Source organism: Serratia surfactantfaciens, from assembly GCF_001642805.2.
Taxonomy (GTDB): domain Bacteria; phylum Pseudomonadota; class Gammaproteobacteria; order Enterobacterales; family Enterobacteriaceae; genus Serratia; species Serratia surfactantfaciens.
Genome location: NZ_CP016948.1, coordinates 3098968 through 3114789, shown reverse-complemented (window position 1 = coordinate 3114789; position 15822 = coordinate 3098968). Strand labels below are relative to the sequence as shown.

Below are 15822 nucleotides of genomic sequence, written 5' to 3'. Positions count from 1 at the left end.
CTGGCGGGACGCGGTACGATTTTTGTTGCAAATAGCCTGCCGCTGCGTGGCGTAATCGCGGTATGATTTTCAGGTTGCAACCAAGGGAAAAGGGTCATGTCGTCGAAAATTGAGAATGTGAAGAAAGAGCTGCTGTCGGACAACTGGTATGTGCTGCACAAGTATACGTTCGATCTGAAACGCAAAAACGGCGGTTCGGTACAGCAGATGCGCGAGGTCTACGATCGCGGCAACGGCGCCACCATTTTGCTGTACAACCGCGCCAAGGGCACGGTGGTGCTGACCAACCAGTTCCGCATGCCGACCTATGTCAACGGCAACGAGAGCGGCATGCTGCTCGAGGCCTGCGCCGGCCTGCTGGACGCCGATTCGCCGGAGCAGTGCGCGCGCCGCGAAGCGGTAGAGGAGACCGGTTTCCAGGTGGGCGAGGTCAAGAAAATCTTCGAAGCCTACATGTCGCCGGGCGGCGTGACCGAGATCGTGCACTTCTTTATCGCCGAATACCATGACGATGAGCGTCGTGCGGCCGGCGGCGGCATTGAAGATGAAGATATTGAGGTGATCGAGTTGCCGTTCAGCGAAGCGGTGGCGATGATCGCCGATGGCCGGATTAAAGACGGCAAGACCATCATGCTGCTGCAGTATTTGCAGATTCATCGGGTGATGGAATAAAAAAAAGCCGGTCATGATGACCGGCTTTTTTATCGGCTGACGCCAGGCGGCTTACTTCAGCAGCGCCTGCGCCTTGGCCACCACGTTGTCCACGGTGAAGCCAAACTCGGCGAACAGCTGCTCCGCCGGCGCCGACTCACCGAAGGTGGTCATGCCCACGATGGCGCCGTTCAGCCCCACGTACTTGTACCAGTAGTCCGCGATACCCGCTTCCACCGCCACGCGCGCCGTTACCGCCGCCGGCAGCACCGACTCGCGGTACGCCGCATCCTGCTTGTCGAACGCATCGGTCGACGGCATCGACACCACGCGCACCTTGCGGCCCGCCGCGGTCAGCTTGTCCGCCGCTTCCACCGTGATGCCCACTTCGGAGCCGGTGGCGATCAGGATGACGTCCGGCGTGCCCGCGCAGTCTTTCAGCACGTAGCCGCCGCGGTACACGTTCGCCAGCTGCTCTGCGGTGCGCGGCTGCTGGGTCAGGTTCTGGCGCGAGAACACCAGGGTGGTCGGGCCGTCGTTGCGCTCGATGCCGTACTGCCACGCCACCGCCGACTCCACCTGGTCGCACGGGCGCCAGGTGCTCATGTTCGGGGTCACGCGCAGGCTCGCCAGCTGCTCCACCGGCTGGTGGGTCGGGCCGTCTTCGCCCAGACCGATGGAGTCGTGGGTGTAGACGAACACGTTGCGCAGCTTCATCAGCGCCGCCATGCGCACCGCGTTGCGGGCGTATTCCACGAACATCAGGAAGGTCGCCGAGTACGGCAGGAAGCCGCCGTGCAGCGCGATGCCGTTGGTGATGGCGGTCATGCCGAACTCGCGCACGCCGTAATGAATGTAGTTGCCCGCCGGGTCAACGTTCAGCGCTTTCGAGCCGGACCACATGGTCAGGTTGCTCGGCGCCAGGTCGGCGGAGCCGCCCAGGAACTCCGGCAGCACCTTGCCGAACGCTTCCAGCGCGTTCTGCGACGCCTTGCGGCTGGCGATGTTGGCCGGGTTGGCCTGCAGTTTTTCCACGAACGCTTTGGCGTCGGCTTTCCAGTCGGCCGGCAGCTCGCCGTTCATGCGGCGCTTGAACTCGGCAGCCTGCTCCGGGAAGGCCTTGGCGTAGGCGGCGAACTTGTCGTTCCAGGCCGCTTCCTTGGCCTGACCGGCTTCCTTGGCGTCCCACTGGGCGTAGATGTCCTGCGGGATTTCAAAGGCGGCGTATTTCCAGCCCAGCGCTTCGCGGGTGGCGGCCACTTCGGCTGCGCCCAGCGCGGCGCCGTGCACGTCATGGGTACCGGCCTTGTTCGGCGAACCGAAGCCGATAACGGTCTTGCACATCAGCAGCGACGGCTTGTCGGTCACCTTGCGGGCTTCTTCAATCGCCGCCTTGATGGCGTCCGGGTTGTGGCCGTCGACGTTGCGCACCACGTGCCAGCCGTAGGCTTCGAAACGCAGGGCGGTGTCGTCGGTGAACCAGCCGTCGACGTGGCCGTCGATGGAGATGCCGTTGTCATCGTAGAAAGCGGTCAGCTTGCCGAGCTTGAGGGTGCCGGCCAGGGAGCAGACTTCGTGCGAGATACCTTCCATCATGCAGCCGTCGCCCATGAAGGCGTAGGTGTGGTGGTCGACGATGTCGTGGCCAGGGCGGTTGAACTGCGCCGCCAGGGTGCGTTCGGCGATGGCGAAGCCGACGGCGTTGGCGATGCCCTGGCCCAGCGGGCCGGTGGTGGTCTCAACGCCCGGGGTGTAGCCGTACTCCGGGTGGCCCGGGGTTTTGGAATGCAGCTGACGGAAGTTCTCCAGCTCGCGCATCGGCAGGTCGTAGCCGGTGAGGTGCAGGAGGCTGTAAATCAACATGGAGCCGTGGCCGTTGGAGAGCACGAAACGGTCGCGGTCAGCCCAGTGCGGGTTAGTCGGGTTGTGGTTGAGGTAGTCACGCCACAGGACTTCGGCGATGTCCGCCATGCCCATAGGGGCACCCGGGTGGCCGGAATTTGCTTTTTGTACGGCGTCCATGCTGAGTACGCGGATGGCGTTGGCAAGCTCTTTACGAGAAGACATAACGAAACTCCAGTACGGTTACAGTTGAGCGGCCAACATGTCTTCCAGCTTCTGCTGGTCGACGGCGAACAGGCGAATGCCTTCGGCGAGTTTCTCCACCGCCATGGCGTCCTGGTTGTGCAGCCAGCGGAACTCCGCTTCGGCCAGCGGAGCCGGTTGGTGGAAGCCTTCGGTAGACGGGGTCAGCTTGCGCTCAACCGGCCGGTCGCTGTTTTTCAGCTGTTCCAGCAGGTTCGGCGCGATGGTCAGACGATCGCAGCCGGCCAGCGCCAGAATTTGCTCAACCTTGCGGAAGCTGGCGCCCATGATCACCGTCTGGTAACGATGACGCTTGTAGTATTCATAGATGGTACGCACCGACTTCACGCCCGGATCCTGATCGGCATCGTAGTCGGCGGCAGGCTGTTTAGCCTGATACCAGTCATAGATGCGGCCGACGAACGGCGAGATCAGATACACGCCGGCTTCGGCGCAGGCGCGGGCCTGAGCGAAAGAGAACAGCAGCGTCAGGTTGGTGTTGATGCCTTCTTTTTCCAGCTCTTCGGCGGCTTTGATGCCTTCCCAGGTGGAGGCCAGCTTGATCAGAATGCGCGACTTGTCGATGCCTTGCTCTTGATACATGGCGATCAGCTTACGCGCTTTGGCGACACACATGCCGCGATCGAACGACAGACGGGCGTCCACTTCGGTAGAGATGCGGCCCGGCACGCTTTTGAGGATCTCGACGCCGATGTTGACCGCCAGCTTATCGCTGGCGTTGATCAGCTGGGTTTCCTTGCTGCCACCCTGGCGGCGGGCATATTCCAGCGCTTCGGTGATCAGCGCTTTGTACTGCGGCAGCGCGGCGGCTTTCAGGATCAGCGAAGGGTTGGTGGTGGCGTCCTGGGGTTCGAACTGGCGGATGGATTCGATATCGCCGCTGTCGGCGACCACCGTGGTCAGCTGCTTGAGTGCGTCTAATTGATTCATTGATAAGCTCCTTGACCAAGCTCAACGTAGGGAAATGAGAACCTTTTTCATCATAGGGGGAACACACTGCATCATCGGGTCGGGAATGAAAATGCGCTTTTTCTGATTGTTGCGATGGATAATAACAATGGATGCCGAGTAAACCCAGGCGGAGCGCGGCTTGCGCGCGACCGCCATCGAGGCTGAAAGCGGTTTAACGCCGCCCGACCACGTTTTCGTAGTAGCCGATTCGTTCGACCTTCGGCGCTGAACCGCCCCCTTCAAATTCCGATTCCAGCCAGGCATCGACGATGGTTTTCGCCAGCTCTGCGCCGATGACCCGCGCGCCCAGCGTGATGATTTGCGCATCATTGCTTTTGCGCGCCCGTTGGGCGGAGTAAGTATCGTGACATTGCGCCGCGCGAATGCCGGGCACTTTATTGGCCACGATACTCATGCCGATGCCGGTGCCGCACAGCAGGATCCCCCGCCGATGTTTTTCCTCCCGTATCGCCTGCGCGACGCGATAGGCGATATCGGGATAGATCCCGGCTTCTGCGGCGCGATCCGTCGTGTAGTCAATGACGGGGATATCCCGTTGTTGCAGGTGGGCGACGATCAGATCCTTGAGTTCAATGGCGGCATCATCGGCGCCGATGGCGATAGGCAGCATAGCGGTCTCCTGGTTGATAACGAAAAGGGCGGCGATCCTCGGTGGCGCCACGTTCATTACCGTATCTCTGTTTTATCAAATGTTCAATTGATGATCTTTTGTTTTTTCGTATTGCTCTTCTTTGTTCCACTAAAAAGGTGATTTGTGTCACTGATTAAGGGTTTTAAAGCGTTACTCATCCTTGGGTAGGTGGGTTTTTGAGCGATATCACACTTTAACAAGTTCGCTGTGGGCAAATTGAACGCTTGGCGTTAGTGTTCATTTGTTCTTTGTTTGTGTTAATGATCAAAAGAAATCACCCTACCAGAGGAGAGTGCTATGTGTCAGACCTGCATAACAGAGGCGAAAATGGCGGACGGTATCCCCGAGATCATGAAGGCGGTAGTGGCGTACGCTCCTAAAGATTACCGCCTGGAACAGGTGCCGGTACCGAAGGTTGGCCCGAAAGAGATCCTGGTGAAGATCGAGGCCTGCGGCATCTGCGCCGGCGATGTTAAAGCGTTCGAGGGGGCGCCCAGCTTCTGGGGCGATGAAAAACAGCCGGCGTATATTAAGGCGCCGATGATCCCAGGTCATGAATTTATCGGCCACGTGGTGGGATATGGCGATGGCGTTGAGGGGTTCAAGATCGGCGATCGGGTGATATCAGAACAAATTGTCCCCTGCTGGCAATGCCGCTTCTGCAACCGCGGCCAGTATTGGATGTGCGAAAAGCATGACCTGTACGGTTTCCAGAAAAATGTCAACGGCGGCATGGCTGAGTACATGAAGTTCACCAAAGAGGCGATCAACTATCATGTGCCGGCCGATCTGCCGATCGAAAAAGCCATTCTGATCGAACCCTATGCTTGCTCCTTCCATGCGGTGCAGCGCGCCAATATCAAGCTGGGGGACGTCGTGGTGTTGGCCGGGGCCGGCACCCTGGGGTTGGGCATGATCGGGGCCATCAAAAAGTCCGGGCCCTCGAAGCTGGTGGTGCTGGATCTGTCCGACGATCGTCTGGCCCTGGCGAAGCGCTTCGGCGCGGATGTGACGCTGAATCCGACCCGTGACGACGTGCCTGCGGTCATTAAAGCGATGACCGACGGCTACGGTTGCGACATCTATATCGAGGCGACCGGCGCGCAAAAGTCCGTGGAACAAGGCCTGACGCTGATTCGCAAGCTCGGCACCTTCGTCGAATTTTCCGTTTTCAAAGATCCGGTGACCGTCGACTGGAGCATCATCAGCGACCGCAAGGAGCTGGACGTGCTCGGTTCGCACCTCGGCCCTTACTGCTACCCGCTGGTGATCGAAGGCATCGCCAATGGCGATCTGCCGACCGAAGGCGTGGTGACGCATACGTTGCCGCTGGAACAGTTCGCCGAGGGCTTCGAACTGATGAAGCGCGGCGTGGGTTCAATCAAAGTGGTGCTCAATCCAAACCTCTGAAGCCTGCGTCGTTCCTCGGGTGCGGGTGAGCCCGCGCCTCCATAATCACATGTGCTGGGGTGTTCTATGTTGCATGGACTGATTCATCGCATTGGTCTGTCACCGAAATTGCTGCTGGGCTATGCCGGCGTGCTGGTGTTCATGATGGGCGAAGGGCTGGAGCAAGGATGGCTGTCGCCTTATTTGATCGGCAAGGGGCTTAGCATTCAAGAATCGGCGTTGTTGTTCAGCGTTTATGGCTTCGCCGCCGCAATCGCCGCCTGGTTTTCCGGGGTATTGGCGGAGATCTTCACCGCCCGGCGAGTCATGCTGGCGGGTTTGCTGCTGTTTTTGTTCGGTTCGGTGTGTTTTCTGACGTTCGGGTTGCCGAGCAACAACCTGTCGATCATGGTGCCGACCTATGCGCTGCGAGGTTTGGGTTATCCGCTGTTCGCTTACGGTTTTCTGGTGTGGGTGGCGTATGAGGCGCCGCCGGAAAGGCTGGGGTCGGCGGTGGGGATTTTCTGGTTCGTCTACAGCGGCGGGCTCAGCGTGTTGGGGGTGCTGTATTCCAGCATCATGCTGCCTTATCTCGGCGAAATCCACACGCTGTGGAGCGCGCTTATCTTCGTCGTGCTGGGCGCGGTGATTGCGCTGATGCTCAATCGCAGCGAAGGCACCGCGGAGCGCGGCAATCGGGAAAAAGCCTCGCTGGCTTACGTTCTGAAAGGCATCACCATCGCGTTCGAAAACCCGAAGATCGGCCTGGGCGGCATCGTGCGCACCATTAATACCTCTGCGGCTTACGGCTTCGTCGTATTCATGCCGATGTACATGATGGATATGGGCTTCACCCGTACGCATTGGCTGCAGATGTACGCCGCGCTGTGGACGGTCAACATCATTTTCAACCTGATTTTCGGCGTGATCAGCGACGGTCTCGGCTGGCGCAATGTGGTGATGTGGTTCGGCTGCGTCGGCTGCGCCCTGACCACGCTGATGTTCTACTACGTGCCGCAATTCTTCGGCGCCAACTACCTGCTGACCGTTTGCGCCGCCGGTTTGTTCGGCGCCTGCCTGGCGGCGTTCGTGCCATTGTCGGCCATCATGCCGTCGCTGGCGCCGGACAATAAGGGCGCGGCGATGTCGATTCTCAATCTGGGCGCCGGCTTGAGCACCTTTGTCGGCCCGGCGGTGGTGGGGCTGTTTATCGGCAGCCTGGGCACCGTTGGCGTGATCTGGATCTTTACCGGCTTGTACCTGTTCAGCGGCGTGCTGATGAAATTCGTCACGCTGCCGAAGGAAAACGCGACGGCGGCGGAAGAACGCGGCGCGAGTTTGGCGAAAATATCCTGACCGATGGTGAAGTTCACAGTTTTAAGGGGAAATTTATGATTAATCATCAAACTATGCCGCCACGCGAACTCTCGCTGCAGGGCAAGGTGGCGTTGATTACCGGCGGCGCTGCGGGTATCGGTCTCGCGATCGCCGAACGCTATCTGCAAAACGGCGCACGCGTGGTGCTGCTTGACCGTGCACCGCAGGTGGTGGAAGTGGCGCGGCAACTGCACGCCGAGGCGGCGTTGGGCGTTGTGGCTGACGTGACCGATTCGGCCTCGGTGGACCGGGCGGTGGCGCAGGCCGAAGCGCATTTCGGGCGGCTGGACGTGCTGGTCAACAGCGCCGGTATCGTCGCGCTGCATCCGGCCGAGGAGCTGCCGGAAACGGCGTGGGATGCAACCCTGGCGGTCAATCTGAAAGGCGTGTTTCTCACCTGCCAGGCGGTGGGGCGCCGTTTCATTCGCCAGCGCGGCGGCAGCATCATCAATCTCGCCTCGCAGGCCGGCGTAGTGGCTTTGCCTAATCACCTGGCCTATTGCGCCAGCAAAGCGGGCGTTATCGGCTTGACCCAGGTGCTGGCGTTGGAGTGGGGGTCGTACAACGTGCGGGTCAACGCCATTTCACCCACCGTGGTTTTGACGGAGCTGGGGCGCAAAGCCTGGTCTGGCGAGGTAGCGGAGCAGATGAAGCAGAAAATTCCGCTGCGGCGCTTCGCCGAGCCGCAAGATATCGCCGCCAGCGCTCTGTTTTTGGCCGGTGACGCGGCAGCGATGATCACCGGCGCCAACCTGGTGGTCGACGGCGGATACACCATTCAATAATTCCTTATTCAGGCGACAGAGAGGCCGCGATGAACAGAATCATTAACGATCCCGATCACGTAGTGGAAGACGCCATTCAGGGCTATCAGCTGGCCCATCCGAACTATTACGCCGCCACCGACAATGCGCGGGTGTTGAAATACCCGGCGGCGCCGATCGCCGGTAAAGTGGGCATTGTCACCGGCGGCGGTTCCGGTCATGAGCCGGCGTTCCTGGGTTATGTCGGCAAGAACATGCTGGACGCCGTTGCGATTGGCGAAATTTTTTCTTCTCCTACGGCAGGGGCGTTTCTCGACGCCTTCAAGGCGGCGGACAGCGGTGCCGGCGTGGCTTGTTTGTACGGCAACTACGCCGGCGACAACATGAACGTCAAGATGGCGATCAAGAAGGCCACGGCGGCCGGCATACGGGTGAAAACCGTGGTGGCCAATGATGATGTCGCCTCGGCGCCGGCCAGTGAAATCGAGAAGCGACGCGGCGTGGCCGGAGAAATTCTGATGTGGAAGGTCGGCGCGGCGGCGGCGGCCAAGGGCTACGATCTGGACGGCGTGATCGGCGCGGCGCAAAAAGCCATCGACCGGTGTCGTTCGATCGGCGTCGGCCTCAGTTCCTGCACCATTCCCGCGGTCGGCAAACCCAATTTTCATATCGAAGACGGCAAGATGGAGATCGGCATCGGCCATCACGGCGAACCGGGTATTGAGGTATCGCCGATCCAGTCGGCGTCGGCGATGGCCGGCACCATGCTCGACTTCGTGCTCAACGACATGCCGCTGGAACAGGGCCAGGAGGTGGCGTTGCTGATCTCCGGGCTCGGCGCCACGCCGGTGATGGAGCTGTATATCTATTACGCCGAAATCGAGCGCCGGTTGACGGCGAAAGGCGTGCGGGTGCATCGGCGCTACGTCGGCAATTACTTCACGTCGCTGGAAATGATGGGCGTGACGCTGACGCTGATGACGCTGGATGACGAACTGAAAACGCTGCTGGACATGCCGGCGCAATCCTTAGGTTTAACGCAGGTGGAGTGAATCATGACGGAACAAATTTCAACCCGGTACGGCAGTGAGATCGTTGCGGGGCTGATAGAAACCATTGTCAGCAACCGCGAATACCTGAGCGAAATCGACGGCGCCATCGGCGACGGTGATCACGGCATTAATATGTCGAAGGGATTCGCGATGTGCGGCGACGCCATTCGCGGCCGCGAGCTCACGCTGGCGCAGGCGTTCGATGCGGTTTCGGATGCGCTGATGGAGGGCATCGGCGGTTCGATGGGACCGTTGTACGGTAGCCTGTTCATGGGCATGGCGGAGAGCGTTCGTGAGCGCAGCGTGCTGGATAAGCAGGCGTTTCTGGCGATGTTGCACGGCGGATTGAGCGAACTGCAGGACATCAGCAGCGCGGGCGTGGGCGACAAGTGTCTGATGGATACGCTGATACCGGCGGTAACGGCATTTGAACAAGCGGCGGGGCGCGGTGACGACTTTGCCGCAGCGCTGGAACAAATGAAAATCGCCGCAGAGCGCGGGCGGGACTCCACCCGCGAGCTGGTGGCGAAAATCGGCCGCGCCAGTCGTCTGGGCGAGCGTTCGCGCGGCGTACTGGACGCCGGTGCGGTCTCTTGTTGTCTGCTCTTGACCCGATTGGCGGACGAGGTGGAGCAACGACTGAATACCGTTGCCGCTTGAACGCGTTATACTAGCGGGCATTCAGCCTTGTCGGAGGGCGGCGTATCGTCCCTCCGCCATCATCAACCGGCCTGCCGTGGGGAAACGTCTAACGGATGGAAAAACAAACTGTGTCCCAGGATAACGAACTGCTGACTGAAATCGCCGTGGCTTATTATCAGGATGAGATCACGCAGGAAGAGATCGCCAAGAAGTTCGGCATCTCGCGGATCAAAGTCGGTCGCTTGCTCAAACGCGCCAAGGAAGAGGGCATCGTCGAGATCAACGTGCGTTATCACCCGGTATTCAGTACCCGGCTGGAGCAACAAATGCTGGAGCGTTTTCCCATCAGCCGCGCGCTGATTGCGCTCGACCATCAGGACGAAGAGGAGCAGCGGCGACAGGTGGCGGCGCTGGTGTCCAACTATCTGGCAATGTCGTTGAAAGACGAAATGGTGTTGGCGGTCGGGCAGGGACGCAACGTGGCGGCGATCGCCGATCACGTCGGCAGCGTGACGGAACGCAACTGCAAGTTTATCTGCGGCATCGGCGGCACGCACCGTCCGGGCGATGCGATCAACGCCGACCACATCAGCCGGCGTTTGGCGAAGAAGTTCGGCGGCAGCAGCGAGACGCTCTATGCGCCGGCCTACGTCGAAAATCGCGCGTTGAAAGAGGCTTTCATGCAGAACGGCACGATTAAGGAAACGCTGGATCGCGCCCGTAAAGCCGATGTGGCGCTGGTTGGCATTGGCGATATGAATGAAAACAGCTACATGGTGAAGTTGGGCTGGTTCACGCCGCATGAGATTATCGACGCCAGCCTTAATCAGGGCGTGATCGGCGATATCGCCGGCTATGACTTTTTCAACGCTCAGGGGCAGCACGTCGACACGGTGATGAATGACCGAGTGATCGGGCTGAGCATTGATGAACTGCGCAAAATTCCTTGTGTGATCGCCATTGCTTCCGAGAATACCAAGGCGCTGGCGATTCTGGGGGCATTGCGCACCGGCGCCATCGATATTATCGCCACCAGCGCGCTCAATGTGCGCACTATCCTCAACATGTCGCAATAGCGGCACCTGCAAAAAAAAGGGTTCAGCGCCAGGCTGAACCCTCCAGAGATGTCCCCCTTTTGACGGATTAGTTGCTCAGGTTGACGTCGATCGCCTGATAGAAGGCGTTGGCGGTGTCGGCTATGTCCCACACGGCAAGGATCACGTGCGAACCGCTGCGATCTGCCGGTATGTTGCACTGGTGGGTGACCTGAGCGGCCGGGATGGCGCCGCCATCGTTGAACTGGCAGAACGGCGTCAGGTCAAAGGAAGCGCGGGTCAGTGGCTGAGAAGCGTCCCAGTTCGGTTTGGTGATGAAATAGCGCCAGCTGGTGGTGCTGTGACGTGCGGTCAGCTTCCAGGTAAAGGAGTTCGGGCCGGTTTTCAGGTTGAGCTTGTTCCAGCGCGTCGACGTTTGCTGATCCAACTCGAAGAAAGTGGACTTGTTGGCGCTGGCGATGTGACCGTCAACCGGGCCGGCCTGCGGGAAGCCTTTCAGGCCTTCGACGCTCTGCGGTTCATATTGCACGCTGCCGCACTGCGTGTTGAGCTGCAGTTTGCACTGATAGGCGCGGCTGGCCGGCGACTCGACATAACCGTGGGCATTCGCCTGTTGCGAAACGCCGAACATGGCCGCGCTCAGCAGGCCCAGAGAGAGCAGGGTACGGGAAGTTTTGTTCATAAGTCACTCCTGACTGAAATTATGTTGTAAGTTGAGCGTATTTCACCGACAAAATGAGAGACTAATAACGCAATTGGAAATAACCCTTCTTGTCGGCTTGTTTTATTTTTATCATTCTGGTTGTGCGATAGAGCGGAATGTTTTAACGGCTATTAACGAAAATTATCATGATGACGATCTTTGATCGTTAGGCTGAATTTATTTAACTGTCACAGTGTAAAAACACGGCGCTATGATGAAATTTATATCATGTAGTGATGAATAGTATTTAAGATAGCGCTCTCATTTATGAAGTATATTGCTTGTTGCCTTGAGTACCCTTGTTCGACTTGATCGATTTTTGTGCGCCACCACCTCGGGAATTTAGTGTCATTTTTCTTATTTTATTTTAAAGAGGAATTTGTATGACTAGATTATCCCTGGACGCGATTAAAATAATCAGCACCATCAAGAGCACCGGCTCTTTCTCTATGGCGGCGGAGGCGTTGCATAAAACGCCTTCGGCGATCTCTTATCGGGTTTCCAATATTGAAAGCAAACTCTGTGTGAAACTTTTTCATCGCAATGGCCCTATGATTACCCTGACGGATGAAGGGGAGTTTCTCCTGCAGGAAGGCAGTTGGATTTTAAATGCGGTGCAGGATCTGGAAAGCCGGGTGCGCAACATCCCCAAGCTGGACAATAATATCCGCCTGGCGGTAGACACCTTCTTCCCGCTGGAAACGCTGACGCAGGATATCCGCGACTATATTCAACATTGCCCGAACGCCAATATCTCGGTGCAGCGGGAAGCGTTGAACGGCACCTGGGATGCGCTGAAGAACAACCGGGCGGATCTGATCATCGCCATCGGCCAAATCCCCGACAGCGTGCAGGCCAAAACCCTGATGCTCGGCAAGCTCAATTTCGTGATGTGTGTATCGCCTTCCCACCCGTTCGCGGCGCAGAGAAAGCCGGTATGCAAGAAGCAGCGGCTGAACGACATCGTGGTAGTGATCGCCGACAGCAGCCATGAGCTGCCCAAACGCAATCACGGCACGCTGCCTCTGCAGCGTCAACTGGTGGTATGCGATGTGGAAAGCAACCTGGCGCTGCTCAAGCGCGGCATCGGCCACGCTTTTTTGCCGCCTGCGCTGATCGAAAAGGAATTGGCCAGCGGTGAACTGGTGACGGTGCCGGTGGAGATGCAAAAGGGCGACGAAATGATTTGGCTGGCGTGGCATCCGGCCAGCAAGGGCGCCGGGTTTAACTGGTGGCATGAGCGGCTGACGCGCAAAAGCGATGTCTACAGCCTGATGGGCCGCGAAGTGGTGCGGGATGGCGGTTATCCATGGTGCCATAACTGAAGGAATAGAGACGAAGGGACGCGAAAATCAAACGGTTAACTCAATGAAAACCCCGCAGCATTCGGCTACGGGGTTTTTTTATGGCTTACGCCACGCGGCCCACCTTCAGCCAGGCGCTGTCTGAACCCGGCGCAGAGGTGATGTACCCCCACTTGGTCTGCCAGACGTAACCCTGATAGGACACCAGCGCGCCCTGCGCGTAAATGGTGCCCGGCACGTAGGCCGGCGCCGTCATGATAGGCAGGTTGCCGGGGCCGACGCCGGTGTAGCGCAGGCCGGTGCCCATATCCAGCTGGCTGTCGTCGTAGTCCGCGGCGTTGAAATAGCGATCCAGCGCGGCCAGCAGATCGCCGTTGCGGTTGTCTTGCCCCAGATGCCAGAACATCACGCCGCCCAGCTGCTGCTGCTTGATGTACTTCGCTTTGTATTTGAAGCTCTCGGCGTCGTCATAGGTGACGAACAGCCCGTTCTGCGCATGATACAGGTAAGGGGTTTTGGTCTTGTCGTTCCACAACCGCTGATAGCCGTAGTTGCCCTGCAGCATCTGCTCCAGCTGGCGATAGGACGCGATGCGCGGATCCTTGTCGCGCACACACTCTTCGCAGCCCACCAGCCAGTAGTCGGTGCTCGGATACGGATCTTCGCCCGGCGTGCTGTGGCTGCTGTATTGCCCGCCGTTGCCGCCGCTGACGCCCTTGAAGGCGCGGCCGTAAAACGGCACGCCCATCACGATTTTGGCGCTCGGCACCCCTTCCATCATCAGGTGTTGCTGCACCGCGGCATCGACCGTCAGGCTGAACGGGCTGGGGAAGGCGCGGGTCAGCTCTTCCCAGCTCCAGCCCAGATTGGCTTCGCGCAGCGCATTGTAGAAGGTCGGCCCGGCCGCGTCGCCGAACAGCGCCGCCTGGTGGTTGGTGATCTTCTCCCAGGGGCCGGCCAGATCGTAGGTCATCAGGTTGATGTAATCGAGCGGCGCGACGATCTGCGCCAGCTTGCTGTAATAGCGCGACAGGAAGAAGGCGCCGCCGGCGCCGGCGATGGTCAACTGATACGGCAGCGCCTGGCGGCCGTCAGCGACGGTTTGCTGATTCAGCAGGGTGCGGATCTCTTGCAGCGCGGCGATGAAGCCGTCCACTTCTGCCGCTTGCGGATACTCCCAGTCGATGTCCACGCCGTCGAAGCCGTAATCCTTCATGATGCGTACGCAGGATTGGGCGAACTTGGTGCGCGACGCCGGGGTTTTCACCGCGTTGACGTAGTTGGCGTGCGACACGCCCAGATCGTTGGAGTAGTACCAGCCGCCGATGGAGAACATGATGCGCAGGTTGGGGTTGTGCGCTTTGAGCGCGGTCAGGCGCTTGACCACATCGCGCGCTTTGGCGTCGTTGGTGGCCGGATCCCAGGCGCATTCCAGGTTGCTGTTGATATCCAGGAAAGAGAAGTTGATGTGCGTCAGCTGTTTGGCTTTGGCCGGCGTGATGTTGGATACCGGGAATGGCACGATGGAGGTATCGGACTCGGTGTAATTATTGATTTGGTTGGTTGGAATAAAATAATACCCAATAACGGCTTTGCGTGTGGACATGGTATTTCTCCAGAGTGGATGTTTTTATGATGGGGAAGTATTTCCCACCGCCATTAATGTTTATTTTTCGTAAAAACAAAAGTCGAAATAAATCACGATAATAATGAAATTTTATTAACTGTCGCATCCACGGGCGCTAATCTGTTGTGCCAGCGTTCAGCATGAATGAATTCGACCATAGGTCCTGTATTTATTCATTTGCTTTGTAATAGCATCCTTAACTAGATTCTGATTATCCGATGTCCCACCGGCCGTGATTGGCATTTAATTAAAAATAAAAAGGAGATGAGCTATGTCCAGCATAGAGCCTGACGCTGTTGGCTTAATAGTCCAGCGAGTATGTGAATATCTTCAGCCGGTATTGAACGCCATTCTGGCTGGCGTGATGGCGTTATTACATGGCGCCTATCGCAACGTGGGCATTCGGCGACGCTTATTGAATGCGGCGATGTGTGCGCTGTTGGCCTGGACGGTGCGCGATGCGTTAGCGCTGAGGGGCCTGGAATTAAAATGGGCGAATTTGGCCAGCGTACTGATTGGTTTTATGGGGGCGGATTACATCAACGCCCTAATTAAAAAATTTATCGGTAAAAAGACGGGGTTTAAAAATGTTAAATGACATCGAAGATATTCGCTTTACCGCCCGCAGCGAAGAAAATCTGCGTGGCGTGCATCCGGATTTGGTGCGCGTTATTCGTTTGGCGCTGCGTTATTCACTGGTGCCGTTTTCCGTCAGCGAGGGGCTGCGCAGCATGGCACGCCAGCGGGAAATGGTGCGTGCCGGCAGCAGCCAAACGCTGCGCAGCCGCCACCTGACCGGCCATGCGGTGGACGTGGTGGCGATGCCGGCGGGCGTGGTCTCCTGGGAGTGGGATTACTATGCGCAGATTGCGGTGGCGGTACGGCGCGCGGCGCGTGAATGCTGTATCAACGTCGAATGGGGCGGCGAATGGAAAACCCTCAAGGATGGCCCGCACTTCCAGCTGCCGTTTCGGGACTACCCGGCATGAGCGGCTGGCTGCAGAAGCTGGCGCAGGGCGGGTTGTTGTTGCTGTTGCTGGCGGCCATTTGCCTCGGCGGCTATAGCTCGCTGTTGTCGCACCAGTTGGCCTCCGCGCGGCAACAGGCGGCGGAATTGCAGAAAAGCCTGGCGCAGCAGGCGGGGCTTATCGCCACCTTGCAGACTCAGGACGCGCAAAACCGCGCGCTGATGGCGGCGCAGCAGCGGCAGGAACAGCAGCTGCGCCAGCAACACGACGCTTATCAGAGGAAATACCGTGAAGCGATTAAAAACGATCCCTGCGCCGCTCGGCCTCTGCCTGGCGCTGTGCTTGAGCTCCTGCGCCCGGCCGCCGGCGCCGCAGGCCGTGCCGCTGTTGCCCCCTGAGTCGGTGTTCGCGCCCTGCGAACAGCCGCAGCTGCAGGGGGAGACCTGGGGTGATGCGGTAAGCTATACCCTGGCGTTACAAACCTCGTTACACATTTGCGCCGGCCAGGTGGAGACGCTCAACGCCTGGCGCGCCACGCTGCCGTCGCACTGACGGCGGCGCTTCTCTGACTCGTCCCGCAG

The 15822-nt window shown here is 58.8% G+C and carries 17 protein-coding genes; 12 read left to right on the top strand and 5 right to left on the bottom strand.

Annotation, left to right across the window (positions count from 1 at the left end; translation table 11 throughout):
* Nucleotides 1-96 precede the first annotated feature (96 nt).
* Nucleotides 97-672 carry a GDP-mannose pyrophosphatase NudK gene (gene nudK, locus ATE40_RS14655; RefSeq protein ID WP_019453874.1) on the top strand — a complete coding sequence of 192 codons (576 nt, stop codon included), beginning with the start codon at nt 97-99 and terminating at the stop codon, nt 670-672.
* Nucleotides 673-723: 51 nt separating this feature from the next.
* Here the strand turns inward: nudK and tkt are convergent, their stop codons facing one another.
* The 3 genes from tkt to rpiB all read right to left on the bottom strand — a co-directional run bounded on the left by tkt (nt 724) and on the right by rpiB (nt 4339).
* A complete protein-coding gene (gene tkt / locus ATE40_RS14650) occupies nt 724-2718 on the bottom strand; it encodes a transketolase (RefSeq protein ID WP_063919849.1) in 1995 nt (664 codons plus the stop codon).
* A gap of 18 nt (nt 2719-2736) precedes the next feature.
* Nucleotides 2737-3687 (bottom strand): transaldolase, encoded by a 951-nt coding sequence (gene tal / locus ATE40_RS14645; RefSeq protein ID WP_019453873.1) that lies wholly within the window; start codon nt 3685-3687, stop codon nt 2737-2739.
* A gap of 193 nt (nt 3688-3880) precedes the next feature.
* A complete protein-coding gene (gene rpiB, locus ATE40_RS14640; RefSeq protein WP_063919848.1) occupies nt 3881-4339 on the bottom strand; it encodes a ribose 5-phosphate isomerase B in 459 nt (152 codons plus the stop codon).
* Between the two features lie 318 nt (nt 4340-4657).
* Between rpiB and ATE40_RS14635 the strand changes: the two genes are divergently transcribed.
* From ATE40_RS14635 to ATE40_RS14610, 6 genes are all read left to right on the top strand, one after another.
* Nucleotides 4658-5770 carry an MDR/zinc-dependent alcohol dehydrogenase-like family protein gene (locus ATE40_RS14635; protein WP_063919847.1) on the top strand — a complete coding sequence of 371 codons (1113 nt, stop codon included), beginning with the start codon at nt 4658-4660 and terminating at the stop codon, nt 5768-5770.
* A gap of 66 nt (nt 5771-5836) precedes the next feature.
* Nucleotides 5837-7105 (top strand): MFS transporter, encoded by a 1269-nt coding sequence (locus ATE40_RS14630; protein ID WP_063919846.1) that lies wholly within the window; start codon nt 5837-5839, stop codon nt 7103-7105.
* A gap of 35 nt (nt 7106-7140) precedes the next feature.
* A complete protein-coding gene (locus tag ATE40_RS14625; RefSeq protein WP_063919845.1) occupies nt 7141-7911 on the top strand; it encodes an SDR family oxidoreductase in 771 nt (256 codons plus the stop codon).
* Between the two features lie 29 nt (nt 7912-7940).
* Nucleotides 7941-8942 carry a dihydroxyacetone kinase subunit DhaK gene (locus tag ATE40_RS14620; RefSeq protein WP_063919844.1) on the top strand — a complete coding sequence of 334 codons (1002 nt, stop codon included), beginning with the start codon at nt 7941-7943 and terminating at the stop codon, nt 8940-8942.
* 3 nt (nt 8943-8945) lie between these two features.
* Complete coding sequence (gene dhaL, locus ATE40_RS14615) at nt 8946-9602, top strand: dihydroxyacetone kinase subunit DhaL (RefSeq protein WP_063919843.1); 657 nt, start codon at nt 8946-8948, stop codon at nt 9600-9602.
* 95 nt (nt 9603-9697) lie between these two features.
* The gene (locus ATE40_RS14610) at nt 9698-10660 is read left to right on the top strand and encodes a sugar-binding transcriptional regulator (protein ID WP_063919842.1); all 963 of its coding nucleotides are present in this window, start codon (nt 9698-9700) and stop codon (nt 10658-10660) included.
* Nucleotides 10661-10727: 67 nt separating this feature from the next.
* Here the strand turns inward: ATE40_RS14610 and cbp21 are convergent, their stop codons facing one another.
* Nucleotides 10728-11321, bottom strand: coding sequence for a chitin-binding protein/chitosanase CBP21 (gene cbp21, locus ATE40_RS14605; RefSeq protein ID WP_063919841.1), 594 nt, complete (start codon nt 11319-11321; stop codon nt 10728-10730).
* Nucleotides 11322-11725: 404 nt separating this feature from the next.
* Between cbp21 and ATE40_RS14600 the strand changes: the two genes are divergently transcribed.
* Complete coding sequence (locus tag ATE40_RS14600; RefSeq protein WP_019453871.1) at nt 11726-12667, top strand: LysR family transcriptional regulator; 942 nt, start codon at nt 11726-11728, stop codon at nt 12665-12667.
* 85 nt (nt 12668-12752) lie between these two features.
* Here ATE40_RS14600 and chiB read toward each other — a convergent pair whose 3' ends face one another.
* Nucleotides 12753-14252 carry a chitinase ChiB gene (gene chiB, locus ATE40_RS14595; RefSeq protein WP_063919840.1) on the bottom strand — a complete coding sequence of 500 codons (1500 nt, stop codon included), beginning with the start codon at nt 14250-14252 and terminating at the stop codon, nt 12753-12755.
* A gap of 292 nt (nt 14253-14544) precedes the next feature.
* On the opposite strand from chiB, the gene ATE40_RS14590 reads away from it, so the two are divergent.
* Genes ATE40_RS14590 through lysC form a run of 4 tightly spaced genes read left to right on the top strand, consistent with a single transcriptional unit; the run spans nt 14545 to nt 15793 of the window.
* A complete protein-coding gene (locus ATE40_RS14590; protein WP_063919839.1) occupies nt 14545-14871 on the top strand; it encodes a phage holin, lambda family in 327 nt (108 codons plus the stop codon).
* A 10-nt stretch (nt 14872-14881) separates the two neighbouring features.
* Nucleotides 14882-15262: an L-Ala D-Glu endopeptidase ChiX gene (gene chiX / locus ATE40_RS14585; RefSeq protein WP_476707432.1), complete on the top strand. Its 381-nt coding sequence runs from the start codon at nt 14882-14884 to the stop codon at nt 15260-15262.
* Nucleotides 15259-15639 carry a DUF2570 family protein gene (locus tag ATE40_RS14580; RefSeq protein ID WP_063919837.1) on the top strand — a complete coding sequence of 127 codons (381 nt, stop codon included), beginning with the start codon at nt 15259-15261 and terminating at the stop codon, nt 15637-15639. Before chiX ends, ATE40_RS14580 begins: the two co-directional genes overlap by 4 nt.
* Entirely contained in the window at nt 15620-15793 is a 174-nt protein-coding gene (gene lysC, locus ATE40_RS24895) for an Rz1-like lysis system protein LysC (protein ID WP_172837464.1), read from the top strand. The genes ATE40_RS14580 and lysC overlap by 20 nt, the downstream gene beginning before the upstream one ends.
* The last annotated feature ends 29 nt before the right edge of the window (nt 15794-15822 follow it).

Excerpts from the sequence above, each read along its gene's own strand:
- tkt (WP_063919849.1), bottom strand. The coding sequence starts at position 2,718 with ATGTCTTCTCGTAAAGAGCTTGCCAACGCCATCCGCGTACTCAGCATG.
- ATE40_RS14630 (WP_063919846.1), top strand. The coding sequence starts at position 5,837 with ATGTTGCATGGACTGATTCATCGCATTGGTCTGTCACCGAAATTGCTG.
- chiB (WP_063919840.1), bottom strand. The coding sequence starts at position 14,252 with ATGTCCACACGCAAAGCCGTTATTGGGTATTATTTTATTCCAACCAAC.
- ATE40_RS14620 (WP_063919844.1), top strand. The coding sequence starts at position 7,941 with ATGAACAGAATCATTAACGATCCCGATCACGTAGTGGAAGACGCCATT.
- ATE40_RS14610 (WP_063919842.1), top strand. The coding sequence starts at position 9,698 with ATGGAAAAACAAACTGTGTCCCAGGATAACGAACTGCTGACTGAAATC.
- ATE40_RS14580 (WP_063919837.1), top strand. The coding sequence starts at position 15,259 with ATGAGCGGCTGGCTGCAGAAGCTGGCGCAGGGCGGGTTGTTGTTGCTG.
- nudK (WP_019453874.1), top strand. The coding sequence starts at position 97 with ATGTCGTCGAAAATTGAGAATGTGAAGAAAGAGCTGCTGTCGGACAAC.
- tal (WP_019453873.1), bottom strand. The coding sequence starts at position 3,687 with ATGAATCAATTAGACGCACTCAAGCAGCTGACCACGGTGGTCGCCGAC.
- ATE40_RS14600 (WP_019453871.1), top strand. The coding sequence starts at position 11,726 with ATGACTAGATTATCCCTGGACGCGATTAAAATAATCAGCACCATCAAG.
- ATE40_RS14590 (WP_063919839.1), top strand. The coding sequence starts at position 14,545 with ATGTCCAGCATAGAGCCTGACGCTGTTGGCTTAATAGTCCAGCGAGTA.
- rpiB (WP_063919848.1), bottom strand. The coding sequence starts at position 4,339 with ATGCTGCCTATCGCCATCGGCGCCGATGATGCCGCCATTGAACTCAAG.
- cbp21 (WP_063919841.1), bottom strand. The coding sequence starts at position 11,321 with ATGAACAAAACTTCCCGTACCCTGCTCTCTCTGGGCCTGCTGAGCGCG.
- ATE40_RS14625 (WP_063919845.1), top strand. The coding sequence starts at position 7,141 with ATGATTAATCATCAAACTATGCCGCCACGCGAACTCTCGCTGCAGGGC.
- dhaL (WP_063919843.1), top strand. The coding sequence starts at position 8,946 with ATGACGGAACAAATTTCAACCCGGTACGGCAGTGAGATCGTTGCGGGG.
- ATE40_RS14635 (WP_063919847.1), top strand. The coding sequence starts at position 4,658 with ATGTGTCAGACCTGCATAACAGAGGCGAAAATGGCGGACGGTATCCCC.